Genomic DNA, 15,011 nt, shown 5'->3' with positions numbered 1-15,011 from the left:
GTGACCGACGTCCGTCCACCGGCTGGATCAGCGGATCCACCCGGCGTCGCGGGCGATGCGAGCGGCGTCGGGGGAGCTCGCCGCATCCAGCTTCAGGCGGACCGAGATCAGCAGGTTGCGGACGGTGCCCCGGGCAAGGTGCAGGCGTGCCGCGACGCCCCCGACGTCCAGGCCGTCACCGGTGAGCTGCAGGACCTCGGTCTCCCGCTCAGTCAGCGGAGAGGATGGAATGGTGAGCGCCTCAGCGGCGAGCACGGGATCCACGTAGCGCCCGCCCTCGTGGACGCGCCGGATCACATCCGCAAGGGTCGATGCCGGAGCACCCTTCACGACGAAGGCGCGTGCCCCGGCACGAAGCGCTGCCGCCATATGCACGGGTCGTCCACGGCCCGTGAGGATCACCGTCGCGCATTCGGGGCGCGCCCGCTCCAGCTCGGCAGCGGCCCGCATGCCGTCGAGTTCCGGCATCTCGAGGTCCATTACGGCGACATCCGGTCGGTGCCGCAGCGCCGACTCGATGGCGGACCGACCGTCACGGGCCTGCGCGACGACCTCGATATCGGGCTCCAGGTCGAGCAGTACCGCCAGGGCGGCGCGGATCAGTTCCTCGTCGTCGGCGAGCAGTACACGGATCACGCGGGCGCTCCCAGCTCTGCACGCAGCTCGAACGTGTCGTCGTCCTGGACGATCGTCAGGACGCCGCCCTCCTCCCGAAGCCGCTCGCGGACTCCGGCAAGGCCTCCGCTGGCGGAGTCCCGGTGCGTCGCGCCGTGCGCGGCGCCGTCGTTGCGCACCACCAGCACTGTTCGGCGGTCGACGGTCATCAGCGCGATCTCGCACCAGGACGCGCGGCTGTGCCGCAGCACATTCGTCACGGCCTCCCGAGCGATCGGTGCGAGAGTCGCGAGGCGTCGTCCTGCCGGATCACCCTCGACACGCACCGTGCACCGCACTCCGGAGGCCTCGAGCACCCGGCGCAGGGCGTCGATCTCGTCGACCAGCTCCACGTATCGCGACCCCGCGACCGCGGCCCGCATCTCTTCGAGGGCGGAGGCGGCCAGCCGCCGGATCTCGGCCGCCTCACTCGGATCCCGGACGCCGGCGGTGCGCCCTGCGGCGTTCGGCGGCGCCGGGCGCGCCGCCGACGAGCGGCGCTCGAGCAGCTCGGCCTTCAGGGCGATGACCGTAAGGGTGTGACCGAGGATGTCGTGCACCTCACGGGCGAACCGGAGCCGCTCCTCGCTGACGGCGAGCGCGGCGATCGCCACGTGGCCCGCCTGCGCATCCGCGATCACACGCCAGAGCCAGAGCACGCTGAGGTTGACGACGGCCGAGGTGGCCCCGATCACAGCGACGATGACCAGCGCCTGACCGGCCCGCCCGCCGGTGAGTGAGGCGACGGCCGCGCCGATGACGCACACGGCCGCGGCGGCGACCACGACCCATCGCGGTCGCAGCAGGACGGGAAGCGTCCCCACGACGGCCGCACCGATCCATGCCCACGACTGCCAGGTGCCCGCCGCCACCGGTGCGACCAGTGCGATCGACAGCCCGGTGGCGATGACGAACGCCGCGGTCCACCCCGGTCTGCCCCGAACTCCGCCGGGCGCCACAGCCCCGTAGAGCACCCCCGCCTGTGTGACGGCGAAGCACAGCGTGCCGATCGATCCCAGCACGATCCACGTCGGCCGCGGCTCTCGGATCAGTCCCACACCCGGCATGAGCACGCTGGTCACGACGGCGCCGGCCAGCCACGCGAGGGTGAGTGCACGAGCCCTGACCACCCGGCGGTCGTCGAGTCCGCCGTGCGCCGCGATGCCCATATCGACAGATTCTCCGTCGGCCGGTGCACGTTCCGACCGTGCGATGTCCACGGAATCGCGTGCATCGCTCCCGTAGGACCGTTCGCCGGTCCGACCGACGCTGGGGTCATGTCCACACCACACTTCTCCGCATCCGCATCCGCATCCGCACTCCCGCGGCGCCGCGACGGCGCCCGTACGACTCCGTTCCTCGGGGCGCTCCTCGGCGCCCTCGAGATCCTCGCCGCCGCGACGGTGTCGATGATCCTCGTCGACCAGGTCACGTCGCTCGTGCTGAGTCTCCTCGGGTGGTCGTCCGTCCTCGCCCACCCCGCCGGTGTCGCCGTCGTCATGACCTTCGATGTTTGCGCGGGCACCGCCGTCTGGATGCTCGCGCGCGGCCGCTCGAACCGCTCCATCCTCGGCATGGTGATCGTCACGGGCACTGCCTTCGCCCTGCCGCTCCTGCCGTTCTGGCTGGGCGGGATCTCCGGTCCGACGGCCGTGCTCCTCGGCCATGTGCTCGTCGTCCCGGCGATCGCGCTGCTGGTCGCCATCCTGCCCGGCGACCTCGCGTCCGGACGCGGCCGGCCGATCGCGGAAGCGCCCGGCTCCGGCATCCGTCCCCGTCGTCTCTCGCGCCGATGGCCGACGCTCCTCGCGCTGCTGCTCACCTTCGGTGAGATCCTGAACCCCGACGTCGCGCCGCCCTGGGCGCTCGTCGTCCTCGGCGCGGAGTACCTCGTCATCGGCCTCGCTCGTCGCCAGTTCCGCGATCGACGACTGCTCACGCTCCACGCCGCCGGCGCGCTGGCCTATGCGGCTCTCGCGACACTCGCCGTGTTCGTCACCCCTGAGGCCGCCGGCATCCTCATCGGGATCGGCTGGCTGCTGCACGCGGGTTGGGATGTCGTGCTTCATCGCAGGAACGTGGTCGTGTGGCGATGGTTCGCCGAGGCGTGCATCGTCATCGACGTCGTCATCGGCGTGACGGCCATCGTCGCAACCGTCGCGATGTGGAGCTGACGATGAGCGGGAGCAGCAGGATTCCCCTCGGCGACGTCGACCTCTGGTTCGAGGAGCGCGGCGCCGGTCCCACCGTCCTGATGATGCACGGAGGCTTCAGCGACTCCCGCGACTTCGACGACAATCTGGCGGCGCTCGGATCGGAGTACCGGCTGCTCCTGCTCGACCGGCGCGGACACGGCCGCACGGCCGATGTCGAGGGGCCCCTGACGCTGGAGGTCATGGCAGACGACTCGATCCGCTTCATCGAGGCGGTCGTCGGCGGTCCGGTGGCCGTCGTCGGATACAGCGCCGGCGCTGCGGTGGCGCTGCGGGTCGCCGCGCGCCGAGCGGAGCTGGTGACCGCGCTCGTGCTCTTCAGCGGGTGGTTCGATGCGGACGGACTTCTCGTGCGGCCCGCTGCGACGGCTGACTGGCCGGCCGAGATCGTGCACGCCTACGGCGAGGTCTCGCCGGACGGAATCGACCACTTCCCCGCCGTCGCCGCCAAGATCGCGGCCGCCGCCCGCGACGAAGAGCCGTTGACGGCGAGCGAGCTTGGCCGCATCACCTGTCCGGCACTGGTGGCCGCAGCCGACGACGACCTCGTCGCCCTCGAGCACACGATCGAGCTGTATCGTGCGCTCCCGGACGGCCACCTCGCGGTGCTGCCGGGTGCCACGCACCTCCTCCTGCACGAGCACCCGGAGGAATGCGCCCGCCTCGCCGCCGACTTCCTCGCCGGCCGCAGGGGTCTTCGGCGGATGCCGATCTCCCGTTCCGCTGAGGCAGGGCGCGACAGCTGAAGCGACGAACCTCGAGCTCCCGGCGAGACCGAGGCCGAGCCGCGCGGTCACGTCAGCAGCCCTCGCTGGAATCCCACCGCCACCGCGGCGGCGCGATCGTTGACGCCGAGCTTGTCGTAGACGTGGAGGAGATGCGTCTTGACGGTCGCCTCGCTGATGAAGAGCTCCGCCGCCACCTCTCTGTTCGATCGGCCCTGGGCGATGAGCGAGAGCACCTCCAGTTCGCGATCGCTGATCGGCGATCCCGGCTCCCTCACCTGGTGCATGAGCCGGGTGGCGACGGTGGGCGAGAGCACCGACTCACCTCGCGCCGACGCTTCGACGGCCCGCTTCAAGTCGTCGATCGGGGCGTCTTTGAGGAGGTAGCCCGTCGCGCCCGCCTCGACCGCCGGCAGCACTTCACTGTCGGTGTCGAAGGTCGTCAGCACCAGCACGCGGGCGGCGATCCCGAGCTCGCGCAGGCGCCGGATCGCACTGACACCGTCCAGACGCGGCATCCGCAGATCCATCAGCACGACGTCGGGGTCGAGCGCGCGTGCGAGCTCGACGGCGTGAGCGCCGTCGCTCGCCTCACCCACCACGTCGAATCGCGGGTCGCCCGCGAACATGCCGCGGAGCCCGTCGCGGACGACCGGGTGGTCGTCGGCGATCAGCAGGCGGATGGCGACGTCAGGCATGCGATCCCTCCTCCGAGGTGCGCGCGCCGATGGCGGGCAGGGTGGCCGAGATCGCCGTGCCGGAGCCGATCGCGGATTCGACCTCCAGGTCCCCGCCCAGCCGAGCCACACGCTGCCGCATGGACGTGAGACCGAAACGCCCGTCGCCGGATTTCTGCGCGGCATCGAATCCCACGCCATCGTCCCGGATGTCGAGGGCCACCTGATCGTCCATGTACGAAAGGGTGACACCCACACGGCTGGCGTCGGCGTGCTTGGCCGAGTTCGAAAGCGCCTCCTGCGCGATGCGCACCACGGTGGCCTCGACCTCCGGATGCAGGGGGCGCGAGTCGCCCGTCACCGACACCGTCGCGCGGACGCCGTTCCGATCGCTCCACTCCGCCGCGATCGCGGCCACGGCATCGGGCAGCAGCGTCGCATCGAGCTGTGCGGGGCCGATCGCGCGGACAGAGCGTCGGGCCTCCTCCAGCCCGTCGCGCGTGAGCCGGATCGCGTGGTCGAGGTGGTGACGCCAGGCGAGGTCGTCGCCCGCGATCCCGGCGCGCTGCGCGGCCTGCAGCTGCGTCGCGATGCCGGCGAATCCCTGGGCGAGGGTGTCGTGGATCTCGCGCGCCATGCGCTGCCTCTCCTCGCGGATGCCGGCCTCGCGGGCCTGCGCGACGAGCCGCTCGTGCAGCTCGGCGTTCTCAGCGATCACGTCCTGCAGCTGGGCCACCGTCTGCTGATACGCGGCGCTGCGTTCCGCCGTCACGTCGCCCATCATGCTGAAGAGCACCACGAGCGGCACGGTCAGCACCACGAACGACACATACGCGGCGAACTGGAGCGGACTGCTCAGGACATCGCCCATGAGAGCGGCGACGTTGATCATCGCCGTGAGGGTGACGCCCGCATAGCGCCACGCGCCCCGGAGCACCGTCCACGCGTAGAGGTAGCCGGTGAAACCGAACAGGCCGGCGAACCAGGGGTTGCGCCACCCCAGGATCGCGATCAGCACGAGGAGCCCGATGAAGAAGATCACCCCGGGCTCGCGTCGTGTCGCCATGAGCCACAGCCAGAGCGCCGCGACCGCCGCGACGCCCAGGGTGATGAGGCCGTCCGGCCATTCTGCGCCGAGCACCGTCGTCACGGCCGTCGGCACGAGCAGCAGCACGTAGGGCGCCACAGCCAGCATCCGTTCGATGCGGTTGTGGCGCTCTTCGAGCTTGCTCGACTGCGGGATCGCGATCACTCCCAGCGGAACAGTGTGACGGCGGCGAGGCTGACGCAGACAGCGTACGCGGCCATCACCCCGAGCGACAGCGCGCTGCCGCCGCCGTCCCAGGCTGCGGCCAACGCGTCGCGGAGGGCCCCCAGGGGAGTGAACGCCCCGATCGCGAGAACGGCGGGAGGCATGAGCGGCGGAGGAAGGATGAGACCCCCGAGGTACGCCAGCGGGAAGTAGAGCAGCACGCCGATGCCGTTGGCCGCACGGCCGTTCGGTGCGACGGCGCCGATCAGGAGACCGCAGGAGAGGAGACACGCGAGCCCTAGTACGACGGCGGCTGCGAATGCCACCACGTCGACCGGGAGCGCCGCCCCCATCGCCGCTCCCACCGCGACGAGAAGGGTGCAGCTCGCCAGTGCGAGCACCGTCTGCAACAGGAGCTGCACGCCGAGCAGCCGCGCGGGCGATAGGGGAGTCACCGAGAGCCGGCGCAGGATGCCCCGCTCCCGGTACGTCGCGAGGGTGGTCGGCACGAGGTACAGCCCGAACAGGCCGATCGCCGTCGCGAGGGTGGTCGGCAGCACCGCCGTCGCGCCCGCCCCGCTGGACGCGCCGAACACGACGAGGAGGAAGACCGGGATCGCGACGGTGAAGAGGGATGCCGGATCTCGGAGGAGCAGCCTCCCCTCGATCGCTGCGAGAGTGGCGGTCGCGGACACGTGGGAGCGGGCATCGCGCCGCGCCATCGTGGACATCAGGAAGCACCTCCGTCGCTCGACCGGTCGGCCAATGACATGAACGCGTCTTCGAGCGTCGTGTCGGAGACACGCAGATCGGTGATCGGCACCTCATGCTCGGCGAGCGCGGCCTCCACGCGCGCGGCGATGTCCCGGCTTCCGGTGACGGTCACCGAGCGGCCCAGGCGCCGCACGTTGATCACGCCGAGCAGCCCGTGGAGGAAGTCCGTGTCAAGGGTGGCGGACGCGCCCCCGGCGAGCACGAAGCGCATCGTCCTCTCGCCGCCCAGCCGAGCGGTGAGCATGGCGGGTGAGTCGACCGCCACGATCGCTCCGCCGTCGAGGATGGCGACCCGATCGCACAGATACTCGACCTCGTCCATGAGGTGCGACACGATCACGACAGTCACACCGGTGTCGCGCAGGCGGCGCACGAGTTCCCAGGTCGCGTGGCGCGCGTTCGGATCGAGCCCCGTGGTGAGCTCGTCGAGGAACACGATCTCGGGCTGCCCGACGAGCGCCAGGGCGATCATCAGTCGCTGGCGCTCACCCCCGGAGAGCTTCGCGTACCGCACCGAGCGGAGACGGACGAGATCCCATTCCTCGAGAAGCACGCGCCAGTCCGTCGGGCGCGCGTAGAACGAGGCGTACAACCGCAGCGCCTCAGCGACCTTGATGTTGTCGGGCAGCTGGGCGCTCTGAAGCTGCACCCCGATGGACTCGCTCAGCCGGCGCCGCTCCTTCCACGGGTTCATCCCCAGGACGCGCACCGACCCCGCATCGGGACGGCGAAGTCCCTCCAGGATCTCGACGATCGTGGTCTTCCCGGCACCGTTCGGCCCGAGGATGCCGAAGATCTCCCCGCGTTCCACGGCGAACGTCACATCGTCGAGCACGGTGCGGCCGGCGTACCCCTTGCGGAGTCCGGCGATCTGAGCGATGGGCATGGTCTCAGGCTGGCGCCCCGTGCCGGCACTCGCGTCACCACGTCGGCTGAGAGGGCGGGCGGCGCCGGATGATTCCACGCTCCACCGTTCGGTTGATGCGCGATCAGCCGGCGAGAGCCGGCGCATCATCGCAGCGCTCCCGACGTCGTCGCCAGCAGCAGCATCAGCGCCGCGTACTCGCGTTCGCGCCGCTGCCTCTCGGCCAGCCGCAGCTGAAGGTGCTCTTCGTTGGTCAGATCCGTCGGGCGCCGCCGGTGCGAGAGGGCCTTCGCGAGCCGGCCGAGCAATCCCGCGAGTCGGCGGGTGACGAGGGCCGCGCCGTCCAGCGGTGCGCCCCTGTCCGCGCCGGTGGAGGAGTAGTCGTTCTGTGCCATGCTTCGACGCTCCCGTGAAGCGGGCGCGGGCACATCCGGCGATCGGCTCCGTCTCGAGGACGCAGCGGCTGCGCCGGTGATCGATCGATCGGTTGACGGCGGGATCCGCCGGGGCGGATCCCACCGTCACGTGCGGCTCAGGACAGGTGGGCGAGCGCGTCCTGGATCAGGTCGGCGACGGCGCCGGGGTTCGAGACCATCACCGAGTGGGACGCTCCCTCGATCTCCACGGTCTTGCGCGAACCGGCGCGGTCGGCCATGAAACGAAGTCCTTCGGCGGGGATGTTCTTGTCGCCGGTGCCGAAGACGAACCACGACGGGAGGGTCTTCCACGCCGGCGTCTCGGCGGGCTGCGGCTCGCCGAGGGCGAAGTCGCGGATGGCGCGCTGGGTCGCCGCGGCGATCTTGGCGTCCTCGAGCGGAACATCGCCCGCGAACTGGTTCGGGAACAGCTCGCGGTCGACGATCAGGTCGTTCGTGCCGTCGCCCAGCGGGTACGCGCGGACGGTCTCGCCCAGCGTGCTGCCCGGGAATTGGCCGGTCAGGCCGAGGGCGGTCTCGCCGTGGTCGGGGGCGAACGCGGCGACGTAGACGAGGCCCGCGACTGCGTCGCTGCCGACGGCGGCTTCGGTGATCACGGCGCCACCGTAGGAGTGGCCGACGAGCAGCACGGGGCCGCCGATCGACTCGACGGCGCTGCGCACGTTCGCGGCGTCGGTCGTGACGCTGCGGAGCGGGTTCGGGGTCGCGATCGCGTTGACGCCGCGACTCTGCAGGGCGGCGATGACGCCGCTCCAGCTCGCCGATTCGGCGAAGGCTCCGTGGACGAGGACGACGGTGGGTGCGGGCATGGTTGCTCCTTCTTGTCAGCGACTACCGATCCTCCCACCGCTGATGCACCCGCCGACCCACGTCGCGATTCCGCCCGACGTCCGTCCCGGCGGCGCCGGCCGTCAGAAGCGGCGGCGCAGCAGCTGCATGTCGGTGGTGCCGGGCTCCAGACCCTCGTCGACGAAGCCGGCGCGCTCGGCGACATGGCGTGCGACGACGTTCGCCGGGCGGGTGCGCACCACGACGTCGGTGCCCGGCGCGAGGAGGGGCGCCAACGCCAGCGCCTGCTCCACGACGGTGCGCGCCAGTCCTCGTCCCTGTGCGGCCGGGGCGAAGCGGTAGTACACATTGAGCACCGGCCGGCCATCCAGGGTGTGATGCCGGATGCCGCCGAGACCGGCGAACACCCGGGCTCCGTCGGCGACGTCGGCGCCGGGCACGCCCTCCGGCCAGTCCGCAGCGGGGAGGAGCACCGTCCAGTAGCCGAACCCGTGCTCGGCCCAGTGGTCGAGTATCGGCACCAGGAACCGCGCGGAATGCTCGACGTCGGCGTGCGTCTCCTGCGGGTCGAAGCGGTAGACGGAAGGATCGCCGTGGACGGCGAAGACCCCCGGGGCGTCGGCTTCGCACGGTCGGCGCAGCAGCACCCCGGCGTCGGTGGTGATCCGCAGCGCTTGTCGGCGCGCTGCCTCGGCGGTCGTCATGCGGTGAGGGTGACGACGCCGACGAGGACCGCGACCGCGACGTCGAGCACCGCGCAGAAGCGGGCGAGGGCATGGTCGACGACGCGTCCGGTGCGATGGTGGTGAACGTCCCACGCTGCGTGACCGAGCAGTGCGGCCGCGACCAGTAGACCGCCGACGGTCGGCTCGAGCCGCAGGGCCACCACGGCGGTCGCGCCGAGCACGAGCATCGCCGCCGTCTGCAGCGGCAGCGCCCACCAGGGATGGGCGCGGCGGGACGCGGGTCCGACGACGACCAGCACTCCGGCCAGCACCAGCAGCCACGGCATGGCATCCAGATCTGCGAACTTGTCCAGCGAGATGAGGGCGAACGCGATGCCGAAGGCGACCCACGCCGCCCACCGCCGCTGCGTGGCGGCCGCAGCGAGATAGACGAGACCGGATGCCGCGACCACCGGGGCGACGTCGCGGCCATCAGTCAACCCGTAAGCGGTGGCGGCGGCCACCAGCACCGCGAGTGCGATGGGCCACGCCACCTGCCACCACGCACCTGCACGTCGGGGTGGCCGTGCGCGGTCGGTCGATTCCTGCGTGAGGACGGCATCCATCTCGAATCCTCTTTTTCTTGAACACCGATATACGAATTACTAAACTGTACGCCAGTGTTCGAGTTATTGGAAGCCTTTCCCGCCCACCTCGGTGAACGAGCCGATGGCGACGCGCCAGCAGGCTAAAGTGCACGTGACTGTCTGATTTGGGAGGTCACCGTGGCCGCAGCGGGAACGAAGGTCCCTGCACCTGCGGGTGCGTCCGCCCACGATCGGGCGAAGCGGGCGGACGCCGTGCGCAACATCGAGGCCATCATCGCCGCCGCCACGAGGCTCCTCGCCGTCGACCCTGACGCGAGCGTCAACGATATCGCCAAGGCGGCGAACGTCGGGCGGGTGACCCTTTACGGTCACTTCGACTCTCGGGCGAGCCTCATCCGTGAGGTCGTGGACCGCGCGATCTCGCAGACCGAGGAGGCACTGGCGAACCTCGACCTCGACGGCGACCCTCGCGAATCTCTCGGTCGCCTGCTCGAGGCCACCTGGCATCTGACCCACCGGTTCGGTGCCGTCGTCGTCGCGGCGTCTCAAGCATTGCCGCCCGAGCAGATCCGCCGTGCACACGACGAGCCCGCGGTTCGCGTGCGGGCACTGCTCGAGCGCGGACGCGACGCCGGCGAATTCCGCCCCGACATGCCCATCGACTGGCAGATCAGCGTCATCCAGGCGATCCTGCACGGGGCGTCGGCTGCCGTTCACCGCGGCGAGATCACCGCCGAAGAGGCGCCCGCTCTGGTGCGCGACACGAGCCTCGCCGCGCTCGCCGTCTGACCCTTTCGATCGGCTCGCGCTCGCGGGTGTCGGATGAGGTCGGGGCGGTCTCCGACGCTCGGCGCGCCCAGCGCCGGGCACCCGCCCACCCTGTCCCAGCCGGCACCACGCCTCTTGTCGAACACGCGTGTACGGTTTACCGTACTCGTACACCGTTGTTCGATTTAGAAAGGTTGTCGTCGTGCACACCTCAGATTCCGCGGCCGCGAAGGCCCTTCCCGCCGCCGATCCGTCCCGCTGGCGGATCCTCGCCCTCCTGGGGGTGGCGCAGCTGATGCTGATCGTCGACGTCACGGTCGTCGCGATCGCGTTGCCCGACATGCAGGCCGATCTCGGCTTGGACCGCACCACCGTCGCGTGGGTCGCGAGCGTCTACGCCCTCGTGTTCGGCGGCTTGATGCTGCTCGGCGGCAAGGCTGCCGACATCCTGGGTCCGCGCCGTGTGGTGGTGGCGGGCCTGACGGTGTTCGTCGCGGCCTCGCTGCTCGCCGGGCTCGCGGGAAGCGGCGAGATGCTGCTGCTCGCCCGCGCGCTCCAGGGCGTGGGAGCAGCGGCGATGTCGCCCGCCGCCCTGTCGGTGATCGTGCGGACGTTCGCGGGCGCGGAGCTCACCCGCGCCCTCGGCGTGTGGTCGGCCCTCGGCGGCGCGGGCGCCGCGATCGGCGTGCTGCTCGGTGGTCTGCTGACCGCCGGGCCGGGGTGGCCGTGGGTGTTCTTCGTCAACGTGCCCGTCGGCATCCTGCTGCTGATCGGGCTCGTGCGATCGGTCCGATCGCTGCCGGGATCGGGCGGCCGCCTCGACGTGTTCGGCGCGGCGCTGGTGACGGCGGCGACGGGTGCCGCGGTGTACGGACTCGCCGCGGCCGGTGATGACGGCTGGTTGAGCGCCTCCACCGTGATTACGGTCTGCGCCGCGCTGGTGGGATACGCGCTCTTCGCCTGGCGGATCCGCACCGTCGCAGCCCCGCTCATCGAACCGGCGATGCTCGGACGAGGACCGGTGCTGCGGGGGCTGGGGCTGATCTTCGTCGCGGCCGCCCTGATGATCTCGGTCTTCTTCCTCGGCTCGTTCTCGCTCCAGCACCTCCATGGATTCACCGCGCTGGAGACGGGGCTGTCGTTCCTGCCCGTCGCGGCCGCCACCATCCTCGGCGCGACGCTCGGCGGCCGCATCATCCCGCGGTGGGGCGTGCGGACGGTCTCGGTGACGGGGTTGCTCATCACTGCTGCGGGACTCGCGGCAGCGGCAGGGATCTTCTCCATGACGGCGTTGATCGTCGGCACGAGCGTGGCGGGCTTCGGCGTGGGCGCGGTGTTCGTCGCGGCGTCGGGCAGCATGTTCTCCGCTGTGGAGCCGGCCGAGGCCGGCGTCGCGTCGGGCGCGCTGAGCACCTTCCACGAGTTCGGCGCCGCTGCAGGGGTCTCGGCCGTGTCGAGCGTGGCGGCCGCGGCCCTCGTGGCTCCAGGATTCGCCGCGTTCGCTTCGGGCTACTGGTTCGCCGCCGCCGTAGCGCTCCTCACGGGCCTGGCGTCGCTGCTGTGGCCGCGACGCGCGGGCTGACGGATGCCGGAGGGCGCCGCCCAGCGCAGCTACGGCATGCTCACGACGGTCTTCCCGCGTGAGCCGCCCGCCGCGACGAGGCGGAGCGCCTCGGCCGTCTGGTCGAAGTGGAGCACTCGTCCGACCATCGGCCGCAGCACGCCCTCGTCGACCAATCGGCTGATGTCACGCAGCTGCTCGCCGCTGGCGTGCATGAACAGGAACTCGTAGCCGACGCCGAGCTTTCGCGCGTGCCTGCGCACCTTCCGGCTGAGGCCGCGGATCGCGAGCCGCACGAGGGGGTTGAGTCCGGCATCCCGTGCGAACTGCGGGTCGGGAGGGCCCGCGATGCCGATGGCTCGCCCGCCGGGCTGCAGGATGCGCAGCGACCTCTCCAGGTTCTCGCCGCCGACGCCGTCGAGCACGAGGTCGAAGCCGCTGAGCTGCTGCACGAAGTCCTCGGACCGGTAGTCGATGACGATGTCCGCGCCCAGATCGCGCACGAACGGTGCATCGGCGCTGCCGGCCGTTGTGGCGACCGTCGCGCCCAGGTGCTTGGCCAGCTGGATCGCGATCGACCCGACCCCGCCGGCGCCGCCGTGGATGAGCACCTTCTGGCCCGGTCGAACCCGGCCGCGCTCCACCAGCGCCTGCCACGCCGTCAGCGCCACCAGGGGGAGCGAGGCCGCCGCCGCGATGTCGACGGAGACTGGAGCGATTGCGACGTCGGCTTCGTTCACCGCGATGCGCTCGGCGAACGTGCCGATGTGATCGTCGTCCGCGCGGCCATAGACCGTGTCGCCGGGCTTGGGGCCCCGCACGTCCGCGCCGACCCTGATCACCGTTCCCGCGACATCGTGGCCCAGGATGAGCGGAAACGCGTGCGGCAGGATCTGCCGGAACTCGCCGAGCCGGATCTTCTCATCGAGGACGTTGACCCCGGCGGCGCGCACGCGAACGAGCACGTCGGAGCGCCCGACGTGCGGTTCGGGCACCTCGATCGGCTCGAGGGGACCCTTGTATGCAGAAACGGCGAACGCCTTCATAGCTGTGTCGTACTCCTCTTCGTCGGGAGGCGTTCGGGTCACCTCTATATAACAGAGTGTACTCAAAAATGAGAGCGCTCGGTAATTCTCACGCGCGAAGGAAAGAGACGGAAGGGTTGTGCCCCTAGTGTCATCACCATGGGCGCAACGGCGACTGCCTACCTCACCGGCTTCGGCCGGTATCTGCCGGGTGCGCCCGTCGACAACGACGGCATCGTGGCCCGGCTCGGCGGCGACGACCCCGTCACGGCGCGTATCCGCCGCCGCGTCCTGGAGGCCAACGGCATCCGTCAGCGGCATTATGCGCTCGACGAGCAGGGTGAACCGACCGAGCTGAACGAGGAGCTCGCCGTGAAGGCCCTCCGTGCGGCGCTCGACGATCGCGGCATCGATGCGACCGACCTCCGCATGCTGGCGTGCGCGACGACGATGGGCGACGTCCTCGTGCCCGGATTCGCCTCGATGGTGCACGGACGCCTCGGCGGCGGACCGATGCAGCTGCTGTCGGCATCGGGCGTCTGCGCGTCGAGCCTGGCAGCGCTCGACGCCGCCGTCAGCAAGATCCGCCTCGGTGACCATCCGCGGGCCGCCGTCGTCGGCTCGGAGCTGCCGAGCCGGAGCCTCCGGCAGCGGCGCTACGACGGCATCCGCGCCGGCATGGACTCCCACTTCCTCCGATGGATGCTGTCGGACGGCGCCGGCGCCGTCATCGTGGAGTTCCAGCCGCACCCCGACAAGCCCTCGCTGCGGGTCGACTGGGTGCGTCACGTCTCCCTGGCCCACGAGTACGACGTGTGCATGCGCGCCGGGATGGTCGGCCCCGAGCCGGCCGTGGGCGGCACCTGGCAGGACGTCGGCATCGCCGACGCCGAGGCCGCCGGGATGTTCCTGCTTCGTCAGGACGTGGGGATGCTCGATGACCTGGCGGATGCCGGGATCCGGCAGTTCGAGGAGCTCGTCGCCATCGGGCTCGTCGACGTGCGACACCTCGACCACGTCATCTGCCACTACAGCACCAACATGTTCCGCGACGTCGCGTTCGAGGCGCTGCGCCGCCGCATCCCCACGCTCGACACAGACCGCTGGTTCTCGAACCTCGAGACCCGCGGCAACACCGGATCCGCGAGCATCTTCATCGCCCTCGAAGAGGCCTGGCACGCCGGGCGGTTCGCGCCCGGCGAGACGGTGCTGCTCGCGGTGCCCGAGTCGGGACGATTCTCGTTCGCCTTCGCCCACCTCACGGTGGTCGCCCCACCGGATCAGCAAGGAGCATCGACATGAGCACCACCACGACTGCGGCCACCGAGGTGACGCCTGCGGGCGCCGAAACGCTGTTCGAACGGCTCGCCGACGTCTGGGTCGAGCTCGAGGAGCGTCTCGATGCCGTGCCGCTCCTCGCGCGGCTCGCCGAAGGGACGGTGACGCTCGACGACTACCGGCGGCTGCTCTTCAATCTTCGCCAGCAGGTGGTCGACGGATCGCCGTGGATCTCTCGTGCGGCCGCCAGCTTCGACATCGACCACTTCGAGCTGCGCTCCGCAGCGATCCGCCATGCCGAGGAGGAGCACCGCGACTACCTCATGATCGAGCGGGACTACGTCGCGATCGGCGGCTCTCTCGACGAGCTGCGCGCCGGACGTAAGAACGTCGGCTCCGAGGCGCTCTCAGGGTACATGTTCCACTACGCCGCCCGGCCGAATCCGGTGGGGCTGCTGGGGGCGATGTTCATCATCGAAGGGCTCGGCGCGAAGCGCGCCGCCGGGTGGGCGGCCCGCTTCCAGGAGGTGCTCGGGCTCGCCGACAATCAGGTGCATTTCATGCGCTACCACCAGGATGCCGACGCCGAGCACACCGGGAATCTCGAGGCCATCCTGACCTCGGGTGCGATCGACGACCGGGCGGCCGACGAGATCGTCCGCTGCGCGCAGGTGGTCGCCCGGCTCTACGCGCTGCAGCTCGAGGAACTGGATCGCTGAC

The 15,011-nt window shown here is 70.8% G+C and carries 17 protein-coding genes; 6 read left to right on the top strand and 11 right to left on the bottom strand.

Annotated features, from left to right (window positions below):
- Positions 1-27: 27 nt before the first annotated feature.
- The gene (locus ABG085_RS16310; protein ID WP_347976796.1) at positions 28-636 is read right to left on the bottom strand and encodes a response regulator transcription factor; all 609 of its coding nucleotides are present in this window, start codon (positions 634-636) and stop codon (positions 28-30) included.
- Complete coding sequence (locus tag ABG085_RS16305; RefSeq protein WP_347976795.1) at positions 633-1,823, bottom strand: histidine kinase; 1,191 nt, start codon at positions 1,821-1,823, stop codon at positions 633-635. The genes ABG085_RS16310 and ABG085_RS16305 overlap by 4 nt, the downstream gene beginning before the upstream one ends.
- Positions 1,824-1,931: 108 nt before the next feature.
- Between ABG085_RS16305 and ABG085_RS16300 the strand changes: the two genes are divergently transcribed.
- Both ABG085_RS16300 and ABG085_RS16295 read left to right on the top strand, forming a co-directional pair.
- Entirely contained in the window at positions 1,932-2,828 is an 897-nt protein-coding gene (locus ABG085_RS16300) for a hypothetical protein (RefSeq protein ID WP_347976794.1), read from the top strand.
- Positions 2,829-2,830: 2 nt separating this feature from the next.
- Positions 2,831-3,613: an alpha/beta hydrolase gene (locus ABG085_RS16295; protein ID WP_347976793.1), complete on the top strand. Its 783-nt coding sequence runs from the start codon at positions 2,831-2,833 to the stop codon at positions 3,611-3,613.
- Positions 3,614-3,660: 47 nt separating this feature from the next.
- Here ABG085_RS16295 and ABG085_RS16290 read toward each other — a convergent pair whose 3' ends face one another.
- The 8 genes from ABG085_RS16290 to ABG085_RS16255 form a co-directional block, all read right to left on the bottom strand.
- Positions 3,661-4,290 carry a response regulator transcription factor gene (locus ABG085_RS16290; RefSeq protein WP_347976792.1) on the bottom strand — a complete coding sequence of 210 codons (630 nt, stop codon included), beginning with the start codon at positions 4,288-4,290 and terminating at the stop codon, positions 3,661-3,663.
- Positions 4,283-5,521, bottom strand: coding sequence for a sensor histidine kinase (locus tag ABG085_RS16285; RefSeq protein WP_347976791.1), 1,239 nt, complete (start codon positions 5,519-5,521; stop codon positions 4,283-4,285). Before ABG085_RS16285 ends, ABG085_RS16290 begins: the two co-directional genes overlap by 8 nt.
- Positions 5,518-6,252, bottom strand: coding sequence for an ABC transporter permease (locus ABG085_RS16280; protein WP_347976790.1), 735 nt, complete (start codon positions 6,250-6,252; stop codon positions 5,518-5,520). Before ABG085_RS16280 ends, ABG085_RS16285 begins: the two co-directional genes overlap by 4 nt.
- On the bottom strand, positions 6,252-7,181 hold the full coding sequence (locus tag ABG085_RS16275; protein WP_347976788.1) for an ABC transporter ATP-binding protein: 930 nt from the start codon (positions 7,179-7,181) through the stop codon (positions 6,252-6,254). Before ABG085_RS16275 ends, ABG085_RS16280 begins: the two co-directional genes overlap by 1 nt.
- Before the next feature lie 125 nt (positions 7,182-7,306).
- Positions 7,307-7,555: a hypothetical protein gene (locus ABG085_RS16270; protein ID WP_347976787.1), complete on the bottom strand. Its 249-nt coding sequence runs from the start codon at positions 7,553-7,555 to the stop codon at positions 7,307-7,309.
- A 137-nt stretch (positions 7,556-7,692) separates the two neighbouring features.
- Positions 7,693-8,406, bottom strand: coding sequence for an alpha/beta hydrolase (locus tag ABG085_RS16265; protein WP_347976786.1), 714 nt, complete (start codon positions 8,404-8,406; stop codon positions 7,693-7,695).
- Positions 8,407-8,508: 102 nt separating this feature from the next.
- Positions 8,509-9,090 (bottom strand): GNAT family N-acetyltransferase, encoded by a 582-nt coding sequence (locus ABG085_RS16260; RefSeq protein WP_347976785.1) that lies wholly within the window; start codon positions 9,088-9,090, stop codon positions 8,509-8,511.
- Complete coding sequence (locus tag ABG085_RS16255) at positions 9,087-9,677, bottom strand: hypothetical protein (RefSeq protein ID WP_347976784.1); 591 nt, start codon at positions 9,675-9,677, stop codon at positions 9,087-9,089. The genes ABG085_RS16260 and ABG085_RS16255 overlap by 4 nt, the downstream gene beginning before the upstream one ends.
- Positions 9,678-9,836: 159 nt before the next feature.
- Between ABG085_RS16255 and ABG085_RS16250 the strand changes: the two genes are divergently transcribed.
- Positions 9,837-10,448, top strand: coding sequence for a TetR/AcrR family transcriptional regulator (locus ABG085_RS16250; RefSeq protein WP_347976782.1), 612 nt, complete (start codon positions 9,837-9,839; stop codon positions 10,446-10,448).
- A gap of 181 nt (positions 10,449-10,629) precedes the next feature.
- A complete protein-coding gene (locus ABG085_RS16245; RefSeq protein ID WP_347976780.1) occupies positions 10,630-12,009 on the top strand; it encodes an MFS transporter in 1,380 nt (459 codons plus the stop codon).
- A gap of 29 nt (positions 12,010-12,038) precedes the next feature.
- Here ABG085_RS16245 and ABG085_RS16240 read toward each other — a convergent pair whose 3' ends face one another.
- Entirely contained in the window at positions 12,039-13,034 is a 996-nt protein-coding gene (locus ABG085_RS16240) for an NADP-dependent oxidoreductase (RefSeq protein WP_347979225.1), read from the bottom strand.
- 138 nt (positions 13,035-13,172) lie between these two features.
- Here ABG085_RS16240 and ABG085_RS16235 point away from each other — a divergent pair, with 138 nt between their 5' ends.
- Both ABG085_RS16235 and ABG085_RS16230 read left to right on the top strand, forming a co-directional pair.
- Positions 13,173-14,315 carry a 3-oxoacyl-[acyl-carrier-protein] synthase III C-terminal domain-containing protein gene (locus tag ABG085_RS16235; protein WP_347976779.1) on the top strand — a complete coding sequence of 381 codons (1,143 nt, stop codon included), beginning with the start codon at positions 13,173-13,175 and terminating at the stop codon, positions 14,313-14,315.
- Positions 14,312-15,010 carry an iron-containing redox enzyme family protein gene (locus tag ABG085_RS16230; RefSeq protein ID WP_347976777.1) on the top strand — a complete coding sequence of 233 codons (699 nt, stop codon included), beginning with the start codon at positions 14,312-14,314 and terminating at the stop codon, positions 15,008-15,010. Before ABG085_RS16235 ends, ABG085_RS16230 begins: the two co-directional genes overlap by 4 nt.
- Position 15,011 lies beyond the last annotated feature (1 nt).

The sequence above is a fragment of the Microbacterium sp. ProA8 genome, assembly GCF_039905635.1.
Classification (GTDB): domain Bacteria; phylum Actinomycetota; class Actinomycetes; order Actinomycetales; family Microbacteriaceae; genus Microbacterium; species Microbacterium chionoecetis.
This window is presented reverse-complemented; position numbering and strand designations above follow the sequence as displayed.

Excerpts from the sequence above, each read along its gene's own strand:
- ABG085_RS16305 (WP_347976795.1), bottom strand. The coding sequence starts at position 1,823 with ATGGGCATCGCGGCGCACGGCGGACTCGACGACCGCCGGGTGGTCAGG.
- ABG085_RS16300 (WP_347976794.1), top strand. The coding sequence starts at position 1,932 with ATGTCCACACCACACTTCTCCGCATCCGCATCCGCATCCGCACTCCCG.
- ABG085_RS16295 (WP_347976793.1), top strand. The coding sequence starts at position 2,831 with ATGAGCGGGAGCAGCAGGATTCCCCTCGGCGACGTCGACCTCTGGTTC.
- ABG085_RS16290 (WP_347976792.1), bottom strand. The coding sequence starts at position 4,290 with ATGCCTGACGTCGCCATCCGCCTGCTGATCGCCGACGACCACCCGGTC.
- ABG085_RS16280 (WP_347976790.1), bottom strand. The coding sequence starts at position 6,252 with ATGTCCACGATGGCGCGGCGCGATGCCCGCTCCCACGTGTCCGCGACC.
- ABG085_RS16275 (WP_347976788.1), bottom strand. The coding sequence starts at position 7,181 with ATGCCCATCGCTCAGATCGCCGGACTCCGCAAGGGGTACGCCGGCCGC.
- ABG085_RS16270 (WP_347976787.1), bottom strand. The coding sequence starts at position 7,555 with ATGGCACAGAACGACTACTCCTCCACCGGCGCGGACAGGGGCGCACCG.
- ABG085_RS16265 (WP_347976786.1), bottom strand. The coding sequence starts at position 8,406 with ATGCCCGCACCCACCGTCGTCCTCGTCCACGGAGCCTTCGCCGAATCG.
- ABG085_RS16260 (WP_347976785.1), bottom strand. The coding sequence starts at position 9,090 with ATGACGACCGCCGAGGCAGCGCGCCGACAAGCGCTGCGGATCACCACC.
- ABG085_RS16255 (WP_347976784.1), bottom strand. The coding sequence starts at position 9,677 with ATGGATGCCGTCCTCACGCAGGAATCGACCGACCGCGCACGGCCACCC.
- ABG085_RS16240 (WP_347979225.1), bottom strand. The coding sequence starts at position 13,034 with ATGAAGGCGTTCGCCGTTTCTGCATACAAGGGTCCCCTCGAGCCGATC.
- ABG085_RS16235 (WP_347976779.1), top strand. The coding sequence starts at position 13,173 with ATGGGCGCAACGGCGACTGCCTACCTCACCGGCTTCGGCCGGTATCTG.
- ABG085_RS16230 (WP_347976777.1), top strand. The coding sequence starts at position 14,312 with ATGAGCACCACCACGACTGCGGCCACCGAGGTGACGCCTGCGGGCGCC.